At 66.2% G+C, this 23,086-nt stretch carries 13 protein-coding genes; 8 read left to right on the forward strand and 5 right to left on the reverse strand.

What is annotated here, in order from left to right:
- Window positions 1-108: 108 nt before the first annotated feature.
- On the reverse strand, window positions 109-1,002 hold the full coding sequence (locus tag EJV47_RS12225; RefSeq protein ID WP_126693442.1) for a YicC/YloC family endoribonuclease: 894 nt from the start codon (window positions 1,000-1,002) through the stop codon (window positions 109-111).
- A gap of 147 nt (window positions 1,003-1,149) precedes the next feature.
- On the opposite strand from EJV47_RS12225, the gene EJV47_RS12230 reads away from it, so the two are divergent.
- The 4 genes from EJV47_RS12230 to EJV47_RS12245 all read left to right on the forward strand — a co-directional run bounded on the left by EJV47_RS12230 (window position 1,150) and on the right by EJV47_RS12245 (window position 8,613).
- Complete coding sequence (locus EJV47_RS12230) at window positions 1,150-3,942, forward strand: TonB-dependent receptor (RefSeq protein ID WP_126693443.1); 2,793 nt, start codon at window positions 1,150-1,152, stop codon at window positions 3,940-3,942.
- 124 nt (window positions 3,943-4,066) lie between these two features.
- Window positions 4,067-5,716 (forward strand): T9SS type A sorting domain-containing protein, encoded by a 1,650-nt coding sequence (locus tag EJV47_RS12235; protein ID WP_165903724.1) that lies wholly within the window; start codon window positions 4,067-4,069, stop codon window positions 5,714-5,716.
- A gap of 160 nt (window positions 5,717-5,876) precedes the next feature.
- Complete coding sequence (locus EJV47_RS12240) at window positions 5,877-7,109, forward strand: glycosyltransferase (RefSeq protein WP_126693444.1); 1,233 nt, start codon at window positions 5,877-5,879, stop codon at window positions 7,107-7,109.
- A 232-nt stretch (window positions 7,110-7,341) separates the two neighbouring features.
- A complete protein-coding gene (locus EJV47_RS12245) occupies window positions 7,342-8,613 on the forward strand; it encodes a lipopolysaccharide biosynthesis protein (protein WP_126693445.1) in 1,272 nt (423 codons plus the stop codon).
- 163 nt (window positions 8,614-8,776) lie between these two features.
- On the opposite strand, the gene EJV47_RS12250 is transcribed toward EJV47_RS12245, so the two are convergent.
- Window positions 8,777-9,589, reverse strand: coding sequence for a class I SAM-dependent methyltransferase (locus EJV47_RS12250; RefSeq protein ID WP_165903725.1), 813 nt, complete (start codon window positions 9,587-9,589; stop codon window positions 8,777-8,779).
- Between the two features lie 388 nt (window positions 9,590-9,977).
- On the opposite strand from EJV47_RS12250, the gene EJV47_RS28030 reads away from it, so the two are divergent.
- The gene (locus EJV47_RS28030; RefSeq protein WP_165903726.1) at window positions 9,978-11,039 is read left to right on the forward strand and encodes a sigma-70 family RNA polymerase sigma factor; all 1,062 of its coding nucleotides are present in this window, start codon (window positions 9,978-9,980) and stop codon (window positions 11,037-11,039) included.
- 212 nt (window positions 11,040-11,251) lie between these two features.
- Window positions 11,252-14,059, forward strand: a complete 2,808-nt coding sequence (locus tag EJV47_RS12260) for a fibronectin type III domain-containing protein (protein WP_165903727.1) — start codon at window positions 11,252-11,254, stop codon at window positions 14,057-14,059.
- A gap of 345 nt (window positions 14,060-14,404) precedes the next feature.
- On the opposite strand, the gene EJV47_RS12265 is transcribed toward EJV47_RS12260, so the two are convergent.
- A complete protein-coding gene (locus EJV47_RS12265; RefSeq protein WP_126693448.1) occupies window positions 14,405-15,391 on the reverse strand; it encodes an AAA family ATPase in 987 nt (328 codons plus the stop codon).
- A 376-nt stretch (window positions 15,392-15,767) separates the two neighbouring features.
- On the opposite strand from EJV47_RS12265, the gene EJV47_RS12270 reads away from it, so the two are divergent.
- Both EJV47_RS12270 and EJV47_RS12275 read left to right on the forward strand, forming a co-directional pair.
- On the forward strand, window positions 15,768-21,443 hold the full coding sequence (locus EJV47_RS12270) for a fibronectin type III domain-containing protein (protein ID WP_126693449.1): 5,676 nt from the start codon (window positions 15,768-15,770) through the stop codon (window positions 21,441-21,443).
- A 73-nt stretch (window positions 21,444-21,516) separates the two neighbouring features.
- Window positions 21,517-21,735, forward strand: coding sequence for a PID-CTERM protein-sorting domain-containing protein (locus EJV47_RS12275; protein WP_126693450.1), 219 nt, complete (start codon window positions 21,517-21,519; stop codon window positions 21,733-21,735).
- Window positions 21,736-21,798: 63 nt separating this feature from the next.
- Here the strand turns inward: EJV47_RS12275 and EJV47_RS12280 are convergent, their stop codons facing one another.
- The gene (locus tag EJV47_RS12280) at window positions 21,799-22,413 is read right to left on the reverse strand and encodes an FMN-binding negative transcriptional regulator (RefSeq protein WP_126693451.1); all 615 of its coding nucleotides are present in this window, start codon (window positions 22,411-22,413) and stop codon (window positions 21,799-21,801) included.
- 25 nt (window positions 22,414-22,438) lie between these two features.
- Window positions 22,439-22,969 (reverse strand): GNAT family N-acetyltransferase, encoded by a 531-nt coding sequence (locus tag EJV47_RS12285; protein ID WP_126693452.1) that lies wholly within the window; start codon window positions 22,967-22,969, stop codon window positions 22,439-22,441.
- Window positions 22,970-23,086: the final 117 nt, after the last annotated feature.

Genomic DNA, 23,086 nt, shown 5'->3' on the forward strand with positions numbered 1-23,086 from the left:
CCGTGGCAGTTGCAGTGCCTGCGGGCAAGCATTTGCATACTGCTATGCCAGATTGTATTGAGAATGTTCAATTGCACTTACGATATATGTAGAAACACAGTTTTGCGTTTAGAGAATATTATTGAGCTGTTCCTTGATCTTTTCCAGCTCTTCCTTCATTCCAACCACCAAATGCTGAATGGTTGAGTCGTTGGCCTTGGAGCCGATGGTGTTGATTTCGCGACCAATCTCCTGCGAAATAAACGCTAGTTTCTTTCCGCTGTACTCCGGCAGGTGCACCGTTTCGGTGAAGTAGTGCAAATGGCTGACCAACCGCACTTTTTCCTCGGCGATATCCAGCTTCTCGATGTAGTAGAGCAGCTCCTGCTCGAAGCGGCTGGGGTTGAACTGGTCGCTCTGGGTCAGCTCGGCCAGGCCATCGTGCATGCGGCGGCGCACGTTCTCCAGGCGAGTCGGGTCATGGCGGTCCACGTCGGCCAGCAGGATGCGGATGCGGTCGATGTAGCTGAGGATTTCGGTGGTCAGGGCCTGGCCCTCGGTGCGGCGAAAATCCACGGCCCGGTCCAGGGCCTCCTGCACGATGGGCTGCAGATCAGGCCAGGCCAGGGCGGGCTCCTCCTCGCTGGGGGCGCTGCTCTCGGTGGGCGACTGCACCACGCCGGGCAGGCGCAGGGCCAGCTCCAGCAGGTTATCGGTGGGGGCGCCCAGCTCCTGGGCCGCGGCCTGCAGTTCCTGGTAGGCGGCCGTCAGGGCCTCGCGGTTCAGGGTGGCGCGGGAGCGGGTGGCCGTGGGCCGGCTGATATCGATGGAAAGGTTGACCTTGCCGCGCACCAGCTGCCGGCCGACGAGGTTGCGCACTTCCAGCTCGCTGGACGCCAGGGAGCGGGGCATGCGCAGACTAAGGTCCAGACCTTTGGAATTCAGCGACTTAATTTCGACTACAACGGTGTAATGCTCGGTTTCGCGCTGGGCGACGCCGTAGCCGGTCATGGACAGCAGCATGGGGGCAGATTGGTGAACGGGGCGACAAAAGTACAGCTAATTCAGATATTCAGTTAGTTACATGTGGAATAACATAAGCATAATCCGCCCGTCACATTAGCGTAACAGGGTCAAAATACTTTTGCGGCGCCAACCAGCAACTCGCTTATGCGCCGTTCTTTTTTACTCTTTTTGCTGTTGTTTATCAGCAGCTTGACCTTCGCCCAACAAGGCACCCTCACGGGGAAAGTCCTTGATAAAAAAACCGGGGAGGCGGTCATCGGTGCCACGGTGGTGGTGACCGGCACCACGCAGGCGGCGCCCGTGGACGTGGAAGGCAGCTACGAGCTGAAGCTGGCCGCTGGCACCTACGGCATTACGATTACCAACCTGGGCTATAAAGCCCTGACGTTTACGGGTATCGTTGTCAAGCCCGGCCAAAAAACCACGCTCAACGGCACGCTGGAGGAAAACGCTATTTCGCTGAGCGACGTGACAATCACGGGCCAGCGCCAGACCGGGACGGAAATTGCCCTGATTCAGGACCTGCGCAAGAGCGAGGTGGTCGTGAGCGGGATGTCGAACGACCAGATTGTGAAGTCCCTGGACCGCGACGCGGCCGAGGTGGTGAAGCGCATTCCGGGCGTCACCATTCAGAACAACAACTTCATCGTTATCCGCGGCCTGGCCGAGCGCTACAACACGGTGCTGCTCAACGACGCGCTGACGCCCTCGGCCGAGGTGGATACGCGCTCCTTCTCCTTCGACGTGCTGCCCTCCTCGGTTATCGACCGGGTGCTGATTTTCAAGTCCGGTTCGCCGGAGCTGCCGGGTGAGTTCGGCGGCGGGGTGGTGAAAGTGTACACCAAGAACTCGGTGCTCGACAACACCACCAGCCTCACGGCCTCGGGCTGGGCCCGCTCGGGCACCACCTTCGAGGGCGGCTACCAGCGCAGCAACCCCAGCCGCACCGACTGGCTGGGCTTCGACAGCGGCGACCGGCAGCTGCCCGGCAACGTGGGTGAAGCCTCGGCCCGCCTGCGCAACCAGTGGACGCCCACCCTCTCGACGGCGCGGCCCGACATCCGCCTCTCGCTGGGCCTGAACCGCAAGTTTGAAATCGGCTCGGCTTACCTGAGCAACGTCACCTCGGTGTCGTACTCCAACACCCGCGAGCAGTACGTGCAGAGCCGGCAGCGCGCCCTGGCCTACGATTCCATCGGTAAGACCTACCCGCTGCAGTACGATTACAAAGATCTGCGCTCGGTAACGGCCGTGCGCCTGGGCGTGATTCACAACTGGCAGGTGCGCCTCAATGACCGCAACCGCCTGGAGTTCCGCAACTTCCTGAATCAGTACGGCACCGACGAGGTGATTCAGCGCCAGGGCGAGGACCTGGTGGACCAGCAGGAGCGCAAGGACCACGCGCTGCACTACCAGAGCCGCACCATTTACTCGGGGCAGCTGCAGGGCACGCACGAAGTGGGCGGCAGCGGCCGCAGCACGGTGAGCTGGGCCGGCGGCTACAACTACGTATTCCGCGACGAGCCCGACTACAGCCGCTACCGCAGCGTGCGCTCCACCGGCTTCGACCGTCCCTTCACGGTGGTGGTACCCAATGGTGGCAACCCCTTCGACGCCAGCCGCTTCTTCTCTGAGCTGCGCGAAAACACCTACATGGGCAGCGGGCAGTGGGAACGGCGCATTGCTGGCCGCGACACCACCAAAGCCAGCGAGTACAAGCTGCGCGTGGGCTTCTACACGGAGCGCAAGGACCGCCGCTACGAGCAGCGCTACTTCTCCTACGTGGTAGCCAACCCGGGCGCCTTCTACCGCGACCAGGCCCGCGCCAACCGCATTCTGTCCCTGCCCATCGAGCAGATCTTCGCGCCGGAAAACCTGGACCCGAACAACGGCTTTAAGCTGGAGGAAGGCCGCGGCAACGAGGCCTACAACGCCGAAAACACCCTGCTGGCCGGCTACGTGGGCGTGGTAGCGCCGCTGTCGGACAAGCTGAACCTCTCGGGCGGGGTGCGCGTGGAGCACAACCGCCGCTACCTGGGCACGCCCAACAACGCCAGCCTGTACCGCGAGCTGAAAACCGTGCCGCTGCCTTCGCTGAACGCCACCTACAACTTCTCGCTGCGCTCCATGCTGCGGATGGGCGCCAGCATGTCGGTGAACCGGCCGGAGTTCCGCGAAATTGCTGATTTGAGCTACTTCGACTTCAGCAACAACGCCATCATCACCGGCAACCCGAACCTGCGCACGGCTACCATCTACAACACCGACCTGCGCTACGAATTCTACCCCACGAAGGCGGAAATGATTTCGGTGGGCGTGTTCTACAAGCAGTTCCGCAACGCCATCGAGCAGGTGACGCAGTCGGTGGGAACCTCGCAGCTGTACCTGGAGTACCAGAACGCGGCCAAGGCCTACGACCTCGGCGTGGAGCTGGAAGCCCGCCAGGGATTCGCGACGCTGAGCCAGAACGCCTTCCTGCAGAAGCTGGGCGTGGTGCTGAATGCCTCGCTGATCCGCAGCCGGGTGGATTTGAAGCGCAACGCCAGCACCGAGGGCTTTGCCCTGTTCGACCGCCCGCTGCAGGGCCAGGCGCCCTACGTGGTCAACGCCGGCCTGTTCTATCAGGACGACGAGCACAAAACCCAGGTTTCGGCGCAGTACAACGTGGTGGGCCAGCGCATTGCCTTCGTGGGCGACCAGACGCAGAACTACTCCTCCATCGAGATGCCGCGCCACGTGGTGGACCTGGCCCTGACGCAGGGCATCGGCAAGCACCTGCAGCTGCGCGCCGGCATGCAGGACGTGCTGAACCAGCGCTACCGCTACTACTACGACCTGAACCGGGACGGCAAGATTACCAAGGACGAGCCGCGCGTGTCGTTCAACAACTACCTGCGCGGCCGCTACTCCACCCTGGGCCTGACCTACAACTTCTAAGCGCCCAACAATAACGTAACACGGGCCTAACGAAAGCATAACGCCTACCCTGCCGGGGTAGGCGTTTTGCGTTCGGACCTTCGCAGCGTCGAAACCGGACCTCTTTTTTCACTGCGATACGACCATGAAAAAGCTTCTACTTCCCGCCCTGCTGGCCTGCACTGCCGCTGCCGCGGTACTGCCGACTGCTGACGCAGTAGCCCAAGCTGTTTGCCCGGCCGCCCCGGCCCCGATTGTGGTGCAGGGCACTATCACGACCAACACCACCTGGACCCGCAACAACGTGTACCTGCTCCGCGACTTCGTGTACGTGGAGAATGGCGCGACGCTGACCATCGAGTCGGGCACCATCATCAAGGGCGAGAAATCGACCAAGGGCACGCTCATCATCAAGCAGGGTGCCCGCATCGAGGCCAACGGCACGGCCACCCAGCCCATCGTATTTACCTCCAACGAGCCGGCCGGGCAGCGCGCCCGCGGCGACTGGGGTGGCCTGATTCTGTGCGGCCGCGCCCCGATAAACCAGGCCGGTACGCCCACCATCGAGGGCGGGGTGCAGGCCGTGTACGGCGGCACCGACCCCAACGACAACTCCGGTACGCTGCGCTACGTGCGCATTGAGTTTCCGGGCATTGCCTTCCAGCCGAACTCCGAAATCAACGGCCTGACCCTGGGCGGCGTGGGCGCAGGCACCACCATCGACTACGTGCAGGTGGCCTACTCCGGCGACGACTCCTTCGAGTGGTTCGGCGGCACGGTAAATGCCAAGCACCTGGTAGCCATTGCGGCCACCGACGACGACTTCGACACCGACTTCGGCTTCACCGGCAAGGTGCAGTACGCCGTGACCCTGCGCGACCCGAACTCGGCCGACGTGTCGGGCTCCACCGCGTTTGAGTCGGACAACGACGGGCAGAGCTCGACGCTGACGCCGCGCACGGCCCCGGTTTTCTCGAACGTGACGGCCATCCTGCCGAACCCCATCGGGGCCACGGCCAACTTCACCCGGGCCATGCACCTGCGGCGCAACACCAGCATCTCCATCTTCAACTCGGTATTCAGCGGCTGGCCCCAGGGCCTGACCCTGGACGGCTCGACCACCCAAGCCAACGCCACGGCCGGTACGCTGGTGCTGAAAAACAACGTCATGGCCGCCATGGCTACCCCCTACTCGCAGCAGTCGGGTGGCACCTACGACGTGGCCGGCTTCTGGACGAGCAACGCCAACACGACCTACACCAACGCCTCGGATTTGGGTCTGAACGCCGATAACTTCGTTTTCCAGCAGTTTTACGCCCCGAACTTCACGCTGCCGGCCGCCTCGCCGCTGGTGTCGGGCGCGGCCTTTGCCGATGCCAAGCTGGCTGGTGGCTTCTTCGACAACGTAGCCTACCGCGGCGCCTTCGGCCCGGCCGGTACCACCAACTGGGCCGCCGGCTGGACCAACTTCAACCCCCAGGTGACCTGCTACAACGTGGCCGCCCAGACGCTGGCTGCCAAGTCGGCCTCGGACCAGGTGCAGGGCCTGGGCGTGTTCCCGAACCCCGCGGCTGGTGCCGCCAAGGTGAGCTTCGAGCTGAAGCGCCCGGGCTCGGTAACGGTGCGCGTGCTGGACGTGACCGGCCGCACGGTGGCCGTGGTGAAGGAAAACCTGAAGCTGGGCGCCGGTCAGCAGCACATTGAGCTGCCCGCCACGCTGAAAAACGGCCTGTACACGGCCGCGGTGCAAACCGAGGAAACCTCGCAGGCCGTGCGCTTCGAGGTAAGCAAGTAAGCTCCGACTTTACCCCGCTACTCTATCATTACCATGCGCGGCGGCCCGCTTCCGAAAGGAGGCGGGCCGCTTGCATTGGCGCCGGCCTTTAAGCTACCCCGCCTAGTGGCCTCAATCCTGCCGGATTGCCGAACTTGCGGCTTCCGCCTCACCTTGCCCCATGCCTCACCCCTCGCCGCTGCGCGTGCTGCACCTGCCCAAGTGGTTTCCCCAACGCTACGACGACCAGGACGGCGACTTCGTGGCCCGGCACATCGACGCGGTGGCCCGCACCGCCACGGCGCAGGCCCCGCTGCAGTCGGCGGTGGTGTTTGCGGCGGTGGCCCGCGGCCCCCTGCCCCGGCTGATTGACGTGGAAGCGGACGTGAGCGGGCCCGTGCCCGCCTGGCGCTACTACTACCGCGCCCACCCCACCGGCTGGGCACCCCTGGACAAGCTGCTGAAGCTGCTGCTGTGGCTGGAGTGCATGCGCAGGGGGCTGCAAGCGGTGCGCCGGCACTGGGGCGGCGCCTGGCCCGATATCATCCACGCGCACATCCTGCTGCGGCCGGCGGCCCTGGCCCTGCTGCTGAAGAAGTGGCGCGGCATTCCGTATCTGATAACGGAGAACTGGACGATTTTCTCGCCCCAGAACGTGTGGAAGCTGGGCCGCCTGCGGCAGCGCGTGGCCGGGCTACTGGTGCGCGAAGCGGCGGCCTTCACGCCCGTGTCGGAGGATTTGCGCCAGAACCTGACCCGGCTTGGCGGCGTGGCCCCGCGCACTACCATCATTCCGAACGTAGTCGATACCGAGCTGTTTCACCTGCCCGACGCGGCCGAGGCCCCGCGCCGCGGGCTGCTGAACGTGGCCGCTTTCAACGAGCAGGCCAAAAACCTGAGCGGGCTGCTGCGTACCGTGGCGCGGCTACGCGCTGAGCACCCCGGGCTGGGTTTGCACCTGCGCATTGCCGGCTACGGCCGCGCCGAGGCCGACATGCACCAACTGGCCGCCGACCTCGGCCTGCTCGCCGACGGCACGGTGGAGTTTCTGGGCAAGCTGACCTCCCCGCAGGTGGCCGCCGAAATGCGCCGGGCCGAGGCCTTCGTGCTCTTCTCCAACTACGAGAACCTGCCCTGCGTGCTCATCGAGGCCCAGGCCAGCGGCTTGCCGGCCGTGGCCACCAGCGTCAACGGCGTGCCCGAGCTGCTGCCGCCCGACGGCCGCTGCGGTCTGCTGGTCCCGCCCCGCGACGAAGCGGCCCTGGCCGAGGCCCTGCTCACGGTGCTGCAGGCCCCGCCCGGCCGTTTCGAGCCGGCTATCCTGCGCGCCGCCGCCGAAAACCGCTTCAGCTACCCCGCCGTGGGCCAGGCCTTCCGCCGCGTGTACCGACAGATCCTGGGGCAGGAGGCGTAAGCGGGCGGTAGGTTCTGTCTTCACCGAACGTCCTGTCGAGCATGTCGCGCATCAAGCAAGGAACCCAGACATCTCGCGGGCTGATGCCAGATAGTATCCTTTTCGTTCAACGAGGGAATTACTATCGAGCGAGATGTCTCGCGGGGCTCGACATGACGTTCTGTTGACTGCTGAACGAAAAGCCGGCTCGTAGCTTTGCCGCCGCACTCACCTCTGTCCCTGCCCTCCTGCCTTGATTCGTCGCATCCTGTTCACCTTCACCACCCGCCTCGGTTCGGCCCTGCTGAACTTCGGCATCGTGTGGCTGACGGCGCGCTGGCTGGGGGCGACGGGGCGCGGGCAGGTGAGCCTGTTCGTGACGGATACCTCGGCCCTGCTGCTGTTTATCGGGCTGGTGGGCGGCTCCTCGCTGATGTACCTGGTGCCGCGGCGCAACCTCTGGCACCTGCTGGCGCCGGCCTACTGCTGGGCCGCGGCCGTGTGCCTGGCGGGCACCGCCGCCGTGTGGCTCTGGCGCGACACCGGCCCGGCCTACGCGGCCTTTCTGCTGGCCAACACCCTGCTGCAGGCCTTCGGCTCCATCAACCAGCTGCTGCTGCTGGGCCGGCGCCACGAGCGGCTGTTCAACGCCCTCACGCTGGTGCAGGGCCTGCTGCTGGGCGGTGGGCTGCTGGTGGGCCTGTTCGGACTGCACTGGCGCGAGCCGGCCGCCTACTATGCCGCCAGCGTGCTGATGTTCGGGCTGATCTGGCTGCTGACCTGGCCCGCCCTGCTGCGCCAGGCCGACCGCCCCGGCGGGGCCCGGCGCCGCTGGCGCGCCACGGCCCGGGAGCTTGCCCGCCACAGCCGCGGGGCGCACTTCTCCAACATCGTGGCCTTTGCCAACTACCGGCTCAGCTACTACCTCATCGAGGACTGGTCGGGCACGGCGGCGGTGGGGGTGCTGTCGGTGGGCGTGGCCCTGGCCGAGGCCATCTGGCTGATTCCGCGCAGCATCTCGCAGGTGCAGTACGTCGACATCATTCACCGCGCCGACGGCCGGGCCGCCGCCCAGGGCACCGCCCGCGCCCTGCGCCTGACCCTGCTGCTGACTACCCTGGCCGTGGCCGTGCTCACGCTGCTGCCGGCCGCGCTGCTGCAGGCCGTGTTCGGGCCGGAGTTTGGCGGGGCCCAGCGCATCATCGTGTTGCTGGCGCCGGGCGTGGTGGCCTACAGCGGGGCCATGCAGCTGAGTGCCTACTTTGCCGGTCTGGCCCGCTACCGCGTCAACAACCTGGCCACGCTGCTGGGCCTGGGCGTGACGGTAGCCGCCTGCGCCCTGCTGATTCCGCGCTTCGGGCCGGCCGGCGCGGCCCTGGCTACCTCGCTGTGCTACCTGGCCTCCACCCTCTGGCTGCTGCGCGCCTTCCGGCGGGCCTCGGGCATGAGCCTGCTGCAAGCCCTGCTCCCCCAACGCAGCGACGTAGCGGGTCTGCGCCTGCCGGGCCGAAATAAGGGGCAGTAGCCTATCTGGGGCAAAGCCTATCCGTTTGACTATTCGCGCTGGGCTACAGGCGGGTTCTGGCGTCTGCGCGGTGCCGCATTGGCGCCTGTAACCGCGAAACATATTTTCGTGGCCACAGGGCACCGGGCGCGTCATTCGACAAGGCCCGCCCGGCGGTGCGCCTCTACGCCGGCCGCACCGTCACCTCGAAGGCGGCGGGGGCGGCGAAGCGCACGGGCGGGGCGGCGGGCAGCGGCGTGGGGCTGTAGAGGGCGCACAGGGTATTGCCGACGGCGTAGAGCTGCCCGGGCGCATCGGCGGGCAGGCCGTCGAGGATGCCGCTGAGCACCTCCCAACGGGGCACCCCGGGCTGCCGGGCCGCGTCGTGCCACACCACCACCGACTGCGGGTGCAGCAGCTCCCGGAACACGCGGGCGGTATCTGCGCGCACGGCCTCGTAGCGGTGGTCCCCGTCGATAAACACCACGTCGAAGGGGCCGAGGCCGCGGTAGTCGAACGAGGCGGAGTTGCCGTGCAGGTGCGTCACGTTGGGCAGGGGCCGCGAGAAGTGCCCGTGCAGGCCGATGTAGTCCTCGGGCAGCTGCAGGGCGCGCAGCTCCTCGTCGGACAGGTTGAGCGTGTGCACCGAGGCGGCCAGCTCGGCCACGGCCGCCGCGCTTTCGCCCCGCCAAGTCCCGATTTCGAAGTAGCGGGCTGCCGAGCCGGCGCGGCGCACCAGGGCGCGCAGCAGCAGCAAGTCGGTGGGCAGGGAAGCGCCTTCGCCGAAGGCAAAGGGCCGGAGCGTGTCGCCCTGGGGCGGCAGCAGGGCCGGCAGCGCCACCACCGGCAGGCCCGCGGCCGTGAGGGGCCAGCGGCCGGCGTGGCGCAGGGCCTGCCGCTGCCACTGCTGCTCGTCGGCGGCCACTACCACGGTGAGCAGCGAGGGAGTGCGCACGATGCTGGCAAGAGCGCGGAGGGCAACGGAGAAGCGGGACACGCGAGCGGGAGGGTTTGAAGCTGAAGCTGCAAAGCTAACCGGCCGCCGGCTTCGCGGAGCCAGGTAGTCAATTCCCTGGCAGAACCCAGCTAAGGCTAGAGGCTAGTTCCCCTCCTCAGCGGAGGACGGGTTGGGGGTGGTTGAAAGGTTAGAGCTAGAAATTACTAGCCGGCGTCAGCACGCGAGATTCTTCGTCTCTGCTTGAGGCGCAGAATGCTCTGAATGACGTTCTGATACTTGGCCTCAGCTGAGGAGGGGTACTAGGCTTAGCTCTGGGCTGAGCTGCCGTGTGCGTTGATTATTTTTAAAAATTCGGACTGAGGCCGGCAGCCTTTTGGGCCGTCGGCTTGCCTGCGCCCCGAACGCCCTGCCCGGGCGCCCGCCTCGCATGCCGCCTTCCACCGACCTTCCTGACCTGCTGGCCCGCTGCCTCTGGCACGAGCCGGCGGCCCAACGGGCGCTGTATGCCCGCTACGCCGGCAAGATGCTGAGCGTGGCGCGCCGCTATGCCCGCTCGCAGGCCGAGGCCGAGGACATCCTGCAGGATGCTTTCGTGAAGGTGTTTACGCGGCTGGCGGAGTTCCGCGGCGAAGGCTCCCTGGAAGGCTGGGTGCGGCGCATCGTCGTCACGACGGCCATCAACCACTGGCAGAGCGGCAAGCTGCGCCGCCAGCAGCTGCAGCTCGACGAGGTGAGCGAGCCAGCCACCCTGGCGGCCGACTCGCTGGAGCGGCTGAGCGTGGCCGAGGTGCTAGCCCTCATCGAGCGGCAGCCCGACGGCTCCCGGCCGGGGCTCCTGCTCTGCGCCATTGACGGGTACACCCACGCCGAAATCAGCGAGATGCTGGGCATCCAGGAAAGCACCTCGAAGGCGCAGCTGAGCAAGGCGCGCAAACAACTCCTGCAACTGGGCAGCCTGCAGCTCATTGCCCAGTCGCACAACTGCACCTGGATGCTCAGCCACACCGGCGTACTGACGATGTGCTTCGCTGACGCCAAGCTGCCGCCCCGCAGCATCAACGTCATTGCCTCGCAGGGTTTCGTGCGCTTCCGGGTGCTGCCGATGAGCACCCTACAGCCGGGCGCCATCATTCCCAGCTGCGCCCACATCACCTTCGACTACAACGACCCGCTGCGCACCAACACGGCCACCACCACCGTGCTGCTGCCCACGGCCAGCCGCCCCGGCCAGCTGGCTACCGCCTGGAGCGCCTACCCCAACCCCGCCACCGAGCAGCTGACGGTGACGGCCGAGCTGCCCGCCGACACCCCGGTGACGGTGAAGCTGCGCGACGCCCTGGGCCGGCTGGTGCGCGAGCAGCAGCAGGTAGTGCCCGCCGACGGCCTGCGCCAAACGCTGGACGTGCGCGCGCTGCCCGCCGGACTCTACCACCTGCAGCTGCGCACGGCCGCCGGGCTGCTGGGCAGCCGGGGCATTTTACGCCAATAACCTATTGCTGACCTTCTATCGTTCGGGCTGCATGATTAGTGCAAGAGGATTACAGATGACAAAGCCGCGCCAAGTATCTGGCGCGGCTTTGTGCTTTATTCGGGTTAAGCGCTATTATTGGAAAAGTTATGAAGAGCGGCATTTTTTACGCCCTCTGTCCCGCGTGTTTTTTCGGCGTTTGCGCCTTTTTCTTTCCTCTCATTTCTCTCTCTATGCCAGAATCATTACTAACTCGTGCCCGCCGGCTCGCGCCGGGGCCGCTGCTGGCGGTGCTGCTGTTTCTGCTGCTGGGTAGCTTCACCGCCCGGGCCCAGGCCCCGGCCAACGACGACCCCTGCGGGGCCGTCACGCTCACCGCCAACGGCTCCTTGTGCACCAGCCCCACGCTGAGCACGAACGTAGGCGCCACTACCACCACGCCCAACGGCTATACCCTGCCCAGCGGCTGCGGTACCGCCTCCCAGCCCAAGGACGTGTGGTTTAAGTTCACCACCAGCGCCAGCGGGCCCTCCAGCTTCGGCGTGGCCATTACCGTGACGGGCAATCCGGCCGGCATTATACGCCTGTTCAGCGCCCCCTCGTGCAGCGGGCCCTTCACTGACGCTGTCGTCTGCAGCGCCGCTACCACGCCCAACACCGTGGCCCCGCGCCTGACCACCGGCTCGCTCACGGCCAACACCACCTACTACATTCAGGTGGCCGGCTCCACCAACGCCGACACGCCGGGCCAGTTTACCATCTGCCTCACCGATGGCCCGGCCACGCCTACCTGCGGCGTTCCGCAAATCGGCGGGTTCGTCAGCACCGGGCTGACCAGCGGCGAGATACCCATCACCCTGGGCCTGAACAACGCTTTCCCCATCACCGTGGTCCTTCAGACCCTGCCGAACCAAAACCCCATTGCCACCTACACCGTGAACAGCAGCGCCCCGCTGGTGCTGACGGGCCTGACGCCGGGCGCCAACTACCGGATCCAGGCCACGGCTACCTGCCCAACGGGGGGGCAGTCTACATCCTCCTACAGCATTCGGGTCCCAATTCCCAACGACGAGAGCTGCGGGGCCATTGATTTGCCGCTGAATGGCACCGTGTGCACGCCTACCCAGGCCAGCAACAACGGCGCTACGGCCTCCGCAAACTCCAATTTCCTGATGGGTTGCGGGGGGCAGCCGTCTGCTCGCCGCGACGTGTGGTTTAAGGTGACTACGGCAGCCAGCGGCCCTGGCAGCACCAGCTTTTACGTGACGGTGGACGGCGAAGCGGCCAAGCGCATTCTGCTGCTGAGCGCGGCCTCCTGTTCGAGCAGCTTCACGCAGTTGGCCTGCGTTATCAATGCGGGCTCTGCTGGTTCGGCCCCCGTGCTAAACGCCACTAACCTGACGCCAAACACGACCTACTACCTGCTGGTCGACAATACCGGTTTCTTTACCACCGGTACGGAAGGGCCGTTTACCATCTGCGTGGCCAGCGTGCCGCCCTGCCCCCCGCTGACGCTGGCACCCACCACTACCAGCATCACCAGCACCACCGCCCGGGTGCTGTTCAACACGCCCAACGCCCCGCCCGCGCCCACCAGCTACACCGTAACGTACACCCCGCAGGGCGGCACGGCTACTACCGTGCAGGTGCCCAGCGGTCCGGCCACACTGACGGGCCTGATGCCCGGCACCACCTACTCGGTGTGCGTAGCGGGCAACTGCGCCGGGGGCGGCCAGGCACCGCCGGTGTGCACCAGCTTCACCACCCTCGCCGCCTGCCCGACTCCCACGGGCCTGAACGTGACGAACGTCACCACGACCTCGGCCCAGCTAAACTTCACCGGCCCCTCGAACGGCACCGGCTACACCATCACGCTCACGCCCCAGGGCGGCACGCCGGTAACCATCACCGCCAATGGTTCGCCGGTGCAGCTCCCGAACCTGACGCCCAGCACCGAGTACACGGTGAGCGTGGTGGCCAGCTGCGGCGCAAGCCTGACTTCGCAGCCCGCAACGCTGACCTTCAGCAGCAGCGCGCCCTGCCCGGCCGTAACGGGCCTGACGGTAACGCCCACCACCACCAGCAGCGCCACGGTGCGCTTCAGTGGCCCCGCCAACGCTACGGGCTACGTAGTAACGTACGTGCCCGTGGGCGGCGGTACGCCCCTCAACCTGCAGGTAACGGCTTCGCCCGTGCTGATTACGTCGCTCACGCCGCTGACAGCTTACACCATCACGGTAACGACTCTGTGCACCGGTAACCTGGCTTCGCAGCCGGCCACGACGGTGTACACCGGGCTGCCGTACTGCGCGACGGGGCTCGGCGGCAGCTGCCCGCCCAGCATCAACACGGTAGCCATTCCCGGCACCACGCTCAACAGCCCCAGCACCGGCTGCGCGGGCACCAGCGGCAATTACTACATGCTGTACCCGGCCAGCGGCAGCACCACCACCATTCTGCGGCAAGGCCAGAGCTACCAGTTCAGCGTGACGCCCAGCGGCTCCGACTCTGATATCATGGCCTGGATTGACTTCAACCGCAACGGCCAGTTCGAGGCTTCGGAAGGCACCCAAGTGGTGCTGGCCGGCGCCAGCAACGTACCGGCGGTGGCCAACTTCACCGTGCCGGCTACCGCCCAGCTCGGGCCGACGGGCATGCGCGTGCGCACCCGCATCCCGGGCGCGGGCCTCGGACCTGGCGACGCCTGCACGCAGGTTGGCTCGGGCGAAACGGAGGATTACGTGGTTACCATCGACGTGGCCCTGGCCGTCCGTTCCAACGCCCTGGCGGCCCAAGTGAGCGTGTACCCGAACCCGGCGCAGCAGTCGTTCCAGCTCACGCTGCCGGCTCAGCTCAGCCGCGCCGGCGTGCAGGCGACCCTGCTGAATGCCCTGGGCCAGCCGGTGCAGCAGCAGCACTTCGCACCGGCGGCCGCAGGGCTACAGGCCCAGGTGGAAGTCGGCCGCCTGCCCCGCGGCGTGTACACCCTGCACCTGACCACGGCCGCCGGCCCGGTTACCAAGCGCGTGGTGGTGGAGTAAGCATCACCGCTCAGCAATAAAAAAGCCGCCCTTTCGATGGAAGGGGCGGCTTTTTTTGCTAAGTGGGTGATTATGGGAAATAAAAAGTCATCCTGAGCCTTGGCGAAGGACCTTCCTCTCACCTCGCACCGCCGCTACTGCCAATGGAAAAACGCAGCGCTGCACCAACGAAAAAGCGCAGCCCCCGACGCCCCATTGTACGGGCATGGTGGCTGCGCTTGTATCGTTTTGACGAAGTGGCGTCGGCGCGTTGTTGTCAGCGGCGGTGCGGGGTGGGAGGAAGGTCCTTCGCCAAGGCTCAGGATGACGTTCTATTACTCATAATTATCTAATACCTATGTTCCCCTAGCTGATGGGCACCTTGCGCAGCATGGCCTCGATGAGGTCCTGGGTGCGTACGCCGTCGGCTTCGGCCTCGTAGGTGAGCAGGATGCGGTGGTTGAGCACGTCGGCGGCCACGTCCTTGATGTCTTCGGGCAGCACGTAGTCCCGCTCGTCGAAGAAGGCTACGGCGCGGGCCGCCCGGTGCAGGGCAATGCTGGCGCGCGGACTCACGCCGTACTGCACGTACTGGGCAAACTCGGCCAAATCGTACTCGGCGGGCTTGCGGGTGGCAAACACCAGCTCGATGATGTACTTCTCCAGCGTGTCGGAAATCTGCACCTGGTTGATGAGCCCGCGCACGCCGAAGATGTCCTCCTTGGTCAGCACGGCCTGTACCTCGCTGCTGTAGGAGAGGTTGGCCATGCGGCGCATCACCTCCAGCTCCTCGGCCTTTTTGAGGTAGTCGACGAACACCTTCATCATGAACCGGTCGACCTGGGCCTCGGGCAGCGGGTAGGTGCCCTCCTGCTCCACGGGGTTCTGGGTGGCCAGCACCAGGAAGGGCAGATCCAGCGGAAACGTGGTTTCGCCGATGGTGACCTGCTTTTCCTGCATGGCCTCCAGCAGCGCCGACTGCACCTTGGCCGGGGAGCGGTTCACCTCGTCGGCCAGCACCAGGTTGGCGAAGATGGGGCCTTTCTTCACCTCGAAATCCGACTGGGCCTGGTTGTAAATCATGGTGCCTACCAGGTCGGAGGGGAGCAGATCGGGGGTGAACTGCACGCGCTGGAAGTGCAGGTGCAGCACCCGGGCCAGGGTGCTGATGGTAAGCGTTTTGGCCAGGCCCGGCACGCCTTCGAGCAGAATGTGCCCGCCGGTGAAGAGCCCAATGAGCAGGCGGTTCAGCATGTACTGCTGCCCGACGACGACCTTACCGACTTCGGCCGTGACCTGCCGGATTTTCTGCTGGTAGTGCTGGGTGAGGTCCTGGGAGCTTGAAGCGGGCATGGGAAGACGGGCTGGCAAGACGCTAAAGGTACGAGCAGCGGCCGGAAGGCAGCAGCGGGCAGCGACGCGGCAACCACGATTTTTTGGCTCGGTGAGGATTTAGATAATATCAATGAATTAGGATATACATCTGCTGTTTTCACAGCATTTAATCAAGACTGCTGTCAGCACTCTTGATCCAGCCTTCATCGAACCCGCCAGAAATAAGACTGCAAATAGTTGTATTCCAAAGCATAATTCCGGAAATAGGCCTTTGCCGCTCGTGGTACTATAGCTAGGTAGCTTTCTTCTTTCCTTCTCTTGCTTCTCTTGCTTCTCTTGCTTCTCGTGGGCCTGACTAGCCCTGCTTTTTTTCATTCTCCCTAATTCCTTTTGTATGCTCAAAGCTTTACTAAGGGGCCAGCCCACACCCTGGCCTACACCTTTCCAGACAACGCGGTGGCGGGCCAGACCTGCGCTGCTGGCCGCGCTGGCCGCCGTGGGGCTGCTGGCAGCAGCCCGGCCAGCCCGAGCCCAGGTCAGCCAGTACACGTTCGGCCAGACAACGGGCACTTACACGCCTATCACCGGGGGCGTGGTGGCTGGCACGGCCACGGCGGGCAGCAACTTCTCGCTAGACGACAACAACTTTTCGCTGGCGGCGGGCACCATCCCCTTCAACTTCAACTTTGGGGGCACGAACTACACCGGGCTAATCATCAACAGCAACGGCTACGTCACCTTCGGCGCTACCGCCCCAAGCGTCAGCGGCTACACCCCACTGTCGTCCGCAACGGGCTACGCGGGCGCGGCAGCGGCCGTAGGGCAGGACCTGGTGGGCGACGCCACGACCGGCAGTTTGGGCGAAATCCGCTACCAGACGGTCGGCTCGGCCCCGAACCGTTCGTTCGTCATTCAGTACACCAACTTCAAGCGCTACGTTTCGGCCATTCAGGTCGACAACCTGAACTTCCAGATCCGGCTGAACGAGACGAGCAATACCGTCAACTTCGTTTACAACATGCCCACCGTGGCGGCTACGGCCACCGGCCTGCCCCAGGTAGGCCTGCGCGGCGCGAGCAACACGGTATACGTTAACCGCACCACCACCACCAATTGGAGCGCCAGCACGCCCGGCACGACCAATACGGCCACCATGACGCTGAGCAGCACGGTAAAGCCGGTCAGCGGCCTCACGTACACCTTCACGCCCCCGGTGCCCTGCACGGCGCCGCCCACGGCGGGCACGGCCGCGGCCAGCGTATCAAACGGCTGCGGCACCATCAGCAGCACCACCTTGTCGCTGACGGGCTCGGCCACGGGCTCGGGCTTGACGTACCAGTGGCAGCAGTCGGCCACGGGGGCGGCCGGCTCCTTCACCAACGTGAGCGGAACCGGCACCAACGCCACCTACACCGCCTCCAGCCTCACCTCGACCACTTACTTTCAGGCCATTGTGACCTGCTCGGGGCAGTCGGCTACCTCCGCGCCCGTGCAGGTAACCGTGAACCCCACGGCTGTGCCCTACGCCACGCTGCCCGTCACGCAGGGCTTTGAGAGCTGGCTGAGCCGCTGCAACAACCAGGAAGTACCCGGCCCGAACTGGCGCAACACGCCCGCCAGCGGCGACAATTCCTGGCGCCGCAACGACCAGGGCCACAGCACCAGCGGCTGGCGCTACATCAACGACGAGCCGGCGCCTTACCAAATCAGCAGCAGCCAGGGCAGCTACTCGGCCCGCTTCCACTCCTACGGCACGACCAGCGGCGGCACCGGCTCCCTGGATTTGTTTGTGGACCTGAGCGCGGCCGGCACCAAGACGCTGACCTTCGATTACATCAACCCCACCGGCACCGATAAGCTGGACGTGCTGCTCAGCTCCGACGGCGGCGCCACGTTCAGCACCACCCCGCTGCTGACGCTGGGCACGGCCTCGGCCTTCGGCGGACAGTCGGTCACGTTCAGCGGCACTTCGGCCACCAGCGTGGTGCGCCTGCAGGCTACCTCCGACTTCGGCAACGACGACATCGGCATCGACAACCTGCGCCTGCAGGTAACGCCGAGCTGCCCGGGCGTGGCTTTCTCGCCCACCACCAACATCAGCAGCACCAGCGCTACCATCAACTTTGCGGCGGTGCCGGGCGCCAGCAGCTACACGGTGGCTTACGCGCCCGGCGGCGGCTCGCAGACGGTTACCAGCGCCGGCGCCGTGACGCTGACCGGCCTGCTGCCCTACACGGTGTACACCGTCACCGTCACCACCAACTGCGGCGGCGGGCAGAGCGGCACGGCTACCACCAGCTTCCGCACCGCCATCGGCAACAACGAGTGCAGCGGGGCGGTGGCCCTGACCGTGGGCCAGCCCGGCGACGCCTGCAGCGCCGTTACTTACACCACCAGCGGCGCCACGGCCTCCACCGTCACCAGCTCCTGCACCGCCATTGCCGACGGCGACGTGTGGTTTTCCTTCGTGGCCGGCGGCCCGCGGCACACCATTACGGTAGTGCCCACCTTTGATTTCGACGCCGTCATTGAGCTGCGCAGCGGCAGCTGCCCGGGTACCAGCGTGAGCTGCCAAAACGCCTCCAGCAGCGGCGGCGGGGCGGGCACCGAAGCCCTGATAGCCACCGGCCTGACGCCCGGCCAGACTTACCTGGTGCGCGTGTACAGCGCCGTGGCCGGCGCCGGCAGCGGCAACTTTGACATCTGCATCACCACGCCGCCCAACGTCCCCTGCGCCCAGGTCACCAACGCCCTCGTGACGAACACCGGCTCGACGACTACGGCCAGCACGGGTACGCTGACGTTTGACGCGGCCGCGGGCGCCACCAGCTACTACCTGACGCTGACCCCCACGGCCGGCGGCAACACGTCTACGGCTACGGTAGCGGGTAGCCCGGTCAACCTGACGGGTCTGACGCCCAACACCTCGTACACCATTGCCATTACTACTAACTGCTCGAACGGCGGGGTGTCGAACCCGGTAACGGTGGTCTTTACCTCGCAGGCCCCGCCGACGCCCCCGGCTAACGACGACTGCGCGGGCGCCACGCCCATCACCAGCATCGGCGTGGGCACCTGCGGCACCGCTGTAGCGGGCACCAACGTGGGCGCCACCGCTTCCCCGACGGCTGGTACGCCCGCCCCGGGCTGCGCCAGCTACGCCGGCGGCGACGTGTGGTATTCCCTGACGGTGCCCGCCAACGGCATCGTGCAGGTGGCCACCGGCCAGGGCAGCGGCACCAGCCTCTCCGATACGGGCCTGGCCCTGTACTCGGGCTCCTGCGGCGCCCTCACGCTCATCGGCTGCAACGACGACACGAACGTGGACGCCTTCTCGCAGGTACGCGCCACCGGTCTGCCCCCGGGCTCGACCATCTACGCCCGCGTGTGGGCGTACAACAACGCCGCCACCGGCACCTTCACCATCTGCGCCCAGACCGATGCGCCGTGCGCGCCGCCCACGGCCCTGGCGGCCGGCAGCCTCACCAGCACCTCGGCCAGCATCAGCTTTACGGCCGGCAACGGCAACACCAGCTACACCGTCACCTACACCCCGCAGGGTGGCTCGGCTACCACCGTCTCGCCCGCCCCAACGGCGTCGCCGGTGGCACTGACCGGCCTGACACCCAATACTCAGTACACGGTGAGCATCGTGGGCAACTGCGCGGGCAGCACAACCTCCGCGGCGGCCACCACCACGTTCACCACCCTGGCGCCGCCGCCCGCCAATGACGAGTGCGCCTCGGCTACGCCCATCACCAGCATCGGCGTGGGCACCTGCGGCACCGCTGTAGCGGGCACCAACGTGGGCGCCACCGCTTCCCCGACGGCTGGTACGCCCGCCCCGGGCTGCGCCAGCTACGCCGGCGGCGACGTGTGGTATTCCCTGACGGTGCCCGCCAACGGCATCGTGCAGGTGGCCACCGGCCAGGGCAGCGGCACCAGCCTCTCCGATACGGGCCTGGCCCTGTACTCGGGCTCTTGCGGCGCCCTCACGCTCATCGGCTGCGACGACGACTCGGGCCCCAACGCCTTCTCGCTGATCCGTGCCACCGGTCTGACGCCGAACTCGACCATCTACGTTCGCGTGTGGGAGTACAGCAACGACGAAACCGGCACCTTCACCATCTGCGCCCAGACTGATGCGCCGAACCTGACGGTCAGCAGCTCGCAGAACCTGGCGGGCGGCACCTACAACAACGTGACCATCACCGGCACCGGCGCCCTGTACTTGTCGGGCAACCTGGTGGTGAATGGCGCTCTGGTGGTGCAGACCGGCGGCGTGCTGGGTACCAGCAGCCCCGGCGGCTGCGCCATCATCAGCGGGCCGGGCTCGTTTACGCTGCAGGACGGGGCCGCCCTCGGCATCTGCTCGCCCGACGGCCTGAGCAGCAGCGGTGCCACCGGCTCGGTGCAGGTGACCGGTACGCGCTCCTTCAACCCCGGCGCCACCTACATCTACAACAGCCAGACAACGGCCCAGGTAACCGGGCCGGGCCTGCCCACGCAGGTGCGCAACCTGACGACGGGCAGCCAAGCCCTCACGCTCAGCCAGGCCTTGGCCGTGAAGGAGGAGCTGACGCTGAACAACGGCAACCTGAACACCAACGGCCAGCCGCTGACCCTGCTTTCCGACGCCACGGGCACGGCCCTGGTCAAGAACTTCGGCGGCGAGGTGCTGGGCACGGCCACGGTGCAGCGCTACATCGACCCGAGCCTGAACGCCGGCGCGGGCTACCGCCACTACGCGGCCCCGATCAGCAACACGACCGTAGCGGACCTGGCCACCGGCGGCTTCACGCCCACGGTGAATTTGAACTACAACTCCTCGTCGGCCCCGAACCTGGTGACGCCCTTCCCCACCGTGTTCGGCTACGATGAAAGCCGGGTGCTAACCTCCCCGGCCACCACGTACTCGGCCTTCGACAAAGGCTGGTTCTCGCCCTCGGCGCTGAGCAGCCCGATGGAAGTGGGCCGCGGCTACACCGTGAACATTCCCGCCTCGCAGAAGGTGGACTTCAGCGGTACGCTGGTCAACGGGCCGGTAAACCGCTCCCTGACCCGCGCCGGCGGCGCCCAGGGCGGGCTGCACCTGGTGGGCAACCCCTACCCCTCGCCGCTGGACTGGACGCAGATGACGCTGCCGGCCGGCCTCGACAACGCCATGTACGTGTACCAGAGCACCGGCCAGTACACCGGCGCCTACCGCTCGTACGTGAACGGCTTCGGCAACCCGCTCATCAGCTCGGGCCAGGGCTTCTTCGTCCGCCTGTCGGCAGGGGCTTCTTCGGCCCAGCTGAGCTTCACCAACGCGGCGCGGGTGCTGTCGTACAGCACGCAGCAGAGCTTCAACCGCGGCGCGGAAACCCGCCCGGTAGTGCAGCTGACGCTGCGCAGCGCCGGCAGCGCGCTGGCCGATGAGACGTACGTGTACTTCGAAGCCGGCGCCACGGCCGGCGTCGACAGCCGCTACGACGCGCTGAAGCTGCAGCACAACTCGGGCGGCATGCCGTCGGTGTACGCGCTGGCGGCCGGCACCGAGCTGAGCATCAACGGCCTGCCCGCGCTGACCAGCAACACCGTGGTGCCGCTGGGCGTGAACGTACCGGCCGTGGGCACTTACACCTTCCAGACGGCCCAGTTGCTGAACCTGAGCACGGCCGTCGTGTACCTGCACGACGCCGTGACGGGCCAGGACATCGACCTGCACCAGCAGCCGACGTACTCGTTCACGGCCGCCAGCACGGCGCTGCCCGGCCGCTTCGAGCTGCGCTTCACGCCCCAGCGCCCCACGGCCAGCACCCCGAGCCTGACGGCCGCCAGCGTGACGCTGTTCCCGAACCCGGCCCACCAGCACGTGACCGTGCTGGTGCCGGCCGTACCCACGGCCAAGCAGGTGCGGGCTACGCTGCTCAACAGCCTGGGCCAGGTGGTGGCTACCCAGACGGTGGCCCTGCCCGCCGCCGGCGCCCGGCTCACGTTTGAGGTGGCCCCGCTGGCCGCCGGCGTGTACACCGTGCGCCTACAGGCCGGCGACGCCACCGTGGCCAAGCGCCTGGTGGTAGAATAAGCCTTCGGACCGGGGCCGGCGCTACTGCCGGCCCCGCAACCGAATCGATGCGTCTTTTTTTCTTCCTTGTTCCATGAAGTACCTTTTCTCCTTTACCTGGCGGCCCGCGCTGCTTGGCGCCCTGCTTCTGCTGGCTGCTCCCGCCCAGGCCCAAACCGACCCCGGCTCGGGTGGCCCCGTGCCTGGTAACCAGCCCGACCCCACGGCCGTGCCCATTGATGGCGGCGCCTCGCTGCTACTGGCCGGTGGCGCGGCCTACGCCCTCAACCGCTTGCGCCGGCGACGGGCATAAGCCAGCTGCCTTCCGGGCTTAATCAAAAAACGCTCCGGCCATCAGGTCGGAGCGTTTGTGCTTTTAGCGGGCCGCTCTGGTAACGTAGGGAGCCAGCTCGCGGGCGGCCGCGTCGGGGCTGCCGGCCAGGTGCGCGGCAATGGCCGCCCGTTCCGCCGCCGATTTGTTCTGGCTCAGCTTCTGCTGGCCCTGCAGCCGGGTCACGGCCACCTCAAAAGCCACCAAGCCGCGCATCATGCCGGTTTTGTACTGCTCCGACAGGCCTTCCCACTGCTGCTGGTAGGCCGGCTCGTAGGTAGCTACCAGCTGCTCCAGGGCTCGGGCGGTTTCGGCTTCGCCCTCCAGCAGGCGCACCCGGCCGTAGGCGTGCACGGCAATGTAGTCCCAGGTGGGCACGCTTTCCCGCTTCTCGTAGAGCGTGGGCGACACGTAGGCGTGCGGCTCGGTGAAGATGACCAGCACCTGCTGCCCGGCCCAGGACTGCCACTGCGGATTGGCCCGCGCCAGATGGGACGTGAGCCGCAGGCCGGCCTCGTCGGCCGCTACACTGAACGGCAGGTGCGAGGCCAGGGGCAGGCCGTCGGGGCCGTGGCTGACGAGGGTGGCGAAGCTGTAGCGCTGCATGAAAGCCACCACCTCCGCAGAGTCGGTGAACTGGAAAGCGGCGGGTATGTACATGGGTGGTTGGGCGAAGTACAGGGTATCAGTAGCTGGCAGTCAGGGGCAGCTTCATCATAAGGTCGGTTTGCTCGTCGGTGCCGAGGCAGAATACGTGTTTATCAAACGCGACGAAGCCGTTTTTCTGGTAGAAGCGGATGGCGCGGCGGTTTTCTTCCCACACGCCCAGCCACACGTAGTCGGCGCGGGCCTGCCGAGCCAGGGCCAAGGCCTGCTCGTACAGCCGCTGCCCGACGTGCTGCCCCTGGTACTGCTGCAGCACGTAGATGCGCTCAATTTCCAGGGCATTTTCGGCCTGCAGCTCCGTTTGGGCCGCCCCGGTATTCACTTTCAGGTAGCCGACGACGGCGCCGGCCAACTCCGCCAGATAAAAGGCCGAGCCGGGGTGCTGCAGCTCCGCCATTAGCTTGTCGAGGGCAAAGCCGGTGGCCAGGTAGGCCCGCATGTTTTCCTCGGAATTACTGGCCGCAAATGTCTCTTGGAAAGTTTGGCGGCCAATCTGCTGCAACTGTTCGGCATCCGCTATGCCGGCCGGCCTGATGATAAGGTGCTCCATGTTCAGGGGATATACAATCTGCGCCCCGACCCTTAATCGGGTGACAGTGGTCAACGAAACCTTCCACTAGCCGGGCCGCAACGCGTGCCGCAAAGGTCAGGACGGGGCCGGACGGTT

Origin of the sequence: Hymenobacter gummosus, assembly GCF_003970915.1 — a bacterium.
Lineage (GTDB): Bacteria > Bacteroidota > Bacteroidia > Cytophagales > Hymenobacteraceae > Solirubrum > Solirubrum gummosum.

Bases quoted from the DNA above. Each gene is read 5' to 3' on its own strand.
- EJV47_RS12225 (WP_126693442.1), bottom strand. From the start codon at position 1,002: ATGCTGCTGTCCATGACCGGCTACGGCGTCGCCCAGCGCGAAACCGAG.
- EJV47_RS12230 (WP_126693443.1), top strand. From the start codon at position 1,150: ATGCGCCGTTCTTTTTTACTCTTTTTGCTGTTGTTTATCAGCAGCTTG.
- EJV47_RS12235 (WP_165903724.1), top strand. From the start codon at position 4,067: ATGAAAAAGCTTCTACTTCCCGCCCTGCTGGCCTGCACTGCCGCTGCC.
- EJV47_RS12240 (WP_126693444.1), top strand. From the start codon at position 5,877: ATGCCTCACCCCTCGCCGCTGCGCGTGCTGCACCTGCCCAAGTGGTTT.
- EJV47_RS28030 (WP_165903726.1), top strand. From the start codon at position 9,978: ATGCCGCCTTCCACCGACCTTCCTGACCTGCTGGCCCGCTGCCTCTGG.
- EJV47_RS12260 (WP_165903727.1), top strand. From the start codon at position 11,252: ATGCCAGAATCATTACTAACTCGTGCCCGCCGGCTCGCGCCGGGGCCG.
- EJV47_RS12265 (WP_126693448.1), bottom strand. From the start codon at position 15,391: ATGCCCGCTTCAAGCTCCCAGGACCTCACCCAGCACTACCAGCAGAAA.
- EJV47_RS12270 (WP_126693449.1), top strand. From the start codon at position 15,768: ATGCTCAAAGCTTTACTAAGGGGCCAGCCCACACCCTGGCCTACACCT.
- EJV47_RS12275 (WP_126693450.1), top strand. From the start codon at position 21,517: ATGAAGTACCTTTTCTCCTTTACCTGGCGGCCCGCGCTGCTTGGCGCC.
- EJV47_RS12280 (WP_126693451.1), bottom strand. From the start codon at position 22,413: ATGTACATACCCGCCGCTTTCCAGTTCACCGACTCTGCGGAGGTGGTG.
- EJV47_RS12285 (WP_126693452.1), bottom strand. From the start codon at position 22,969: ATGGAGCACCTTATCATCAGGCCGGCCGGCATAGCGGATGCCGAACAG.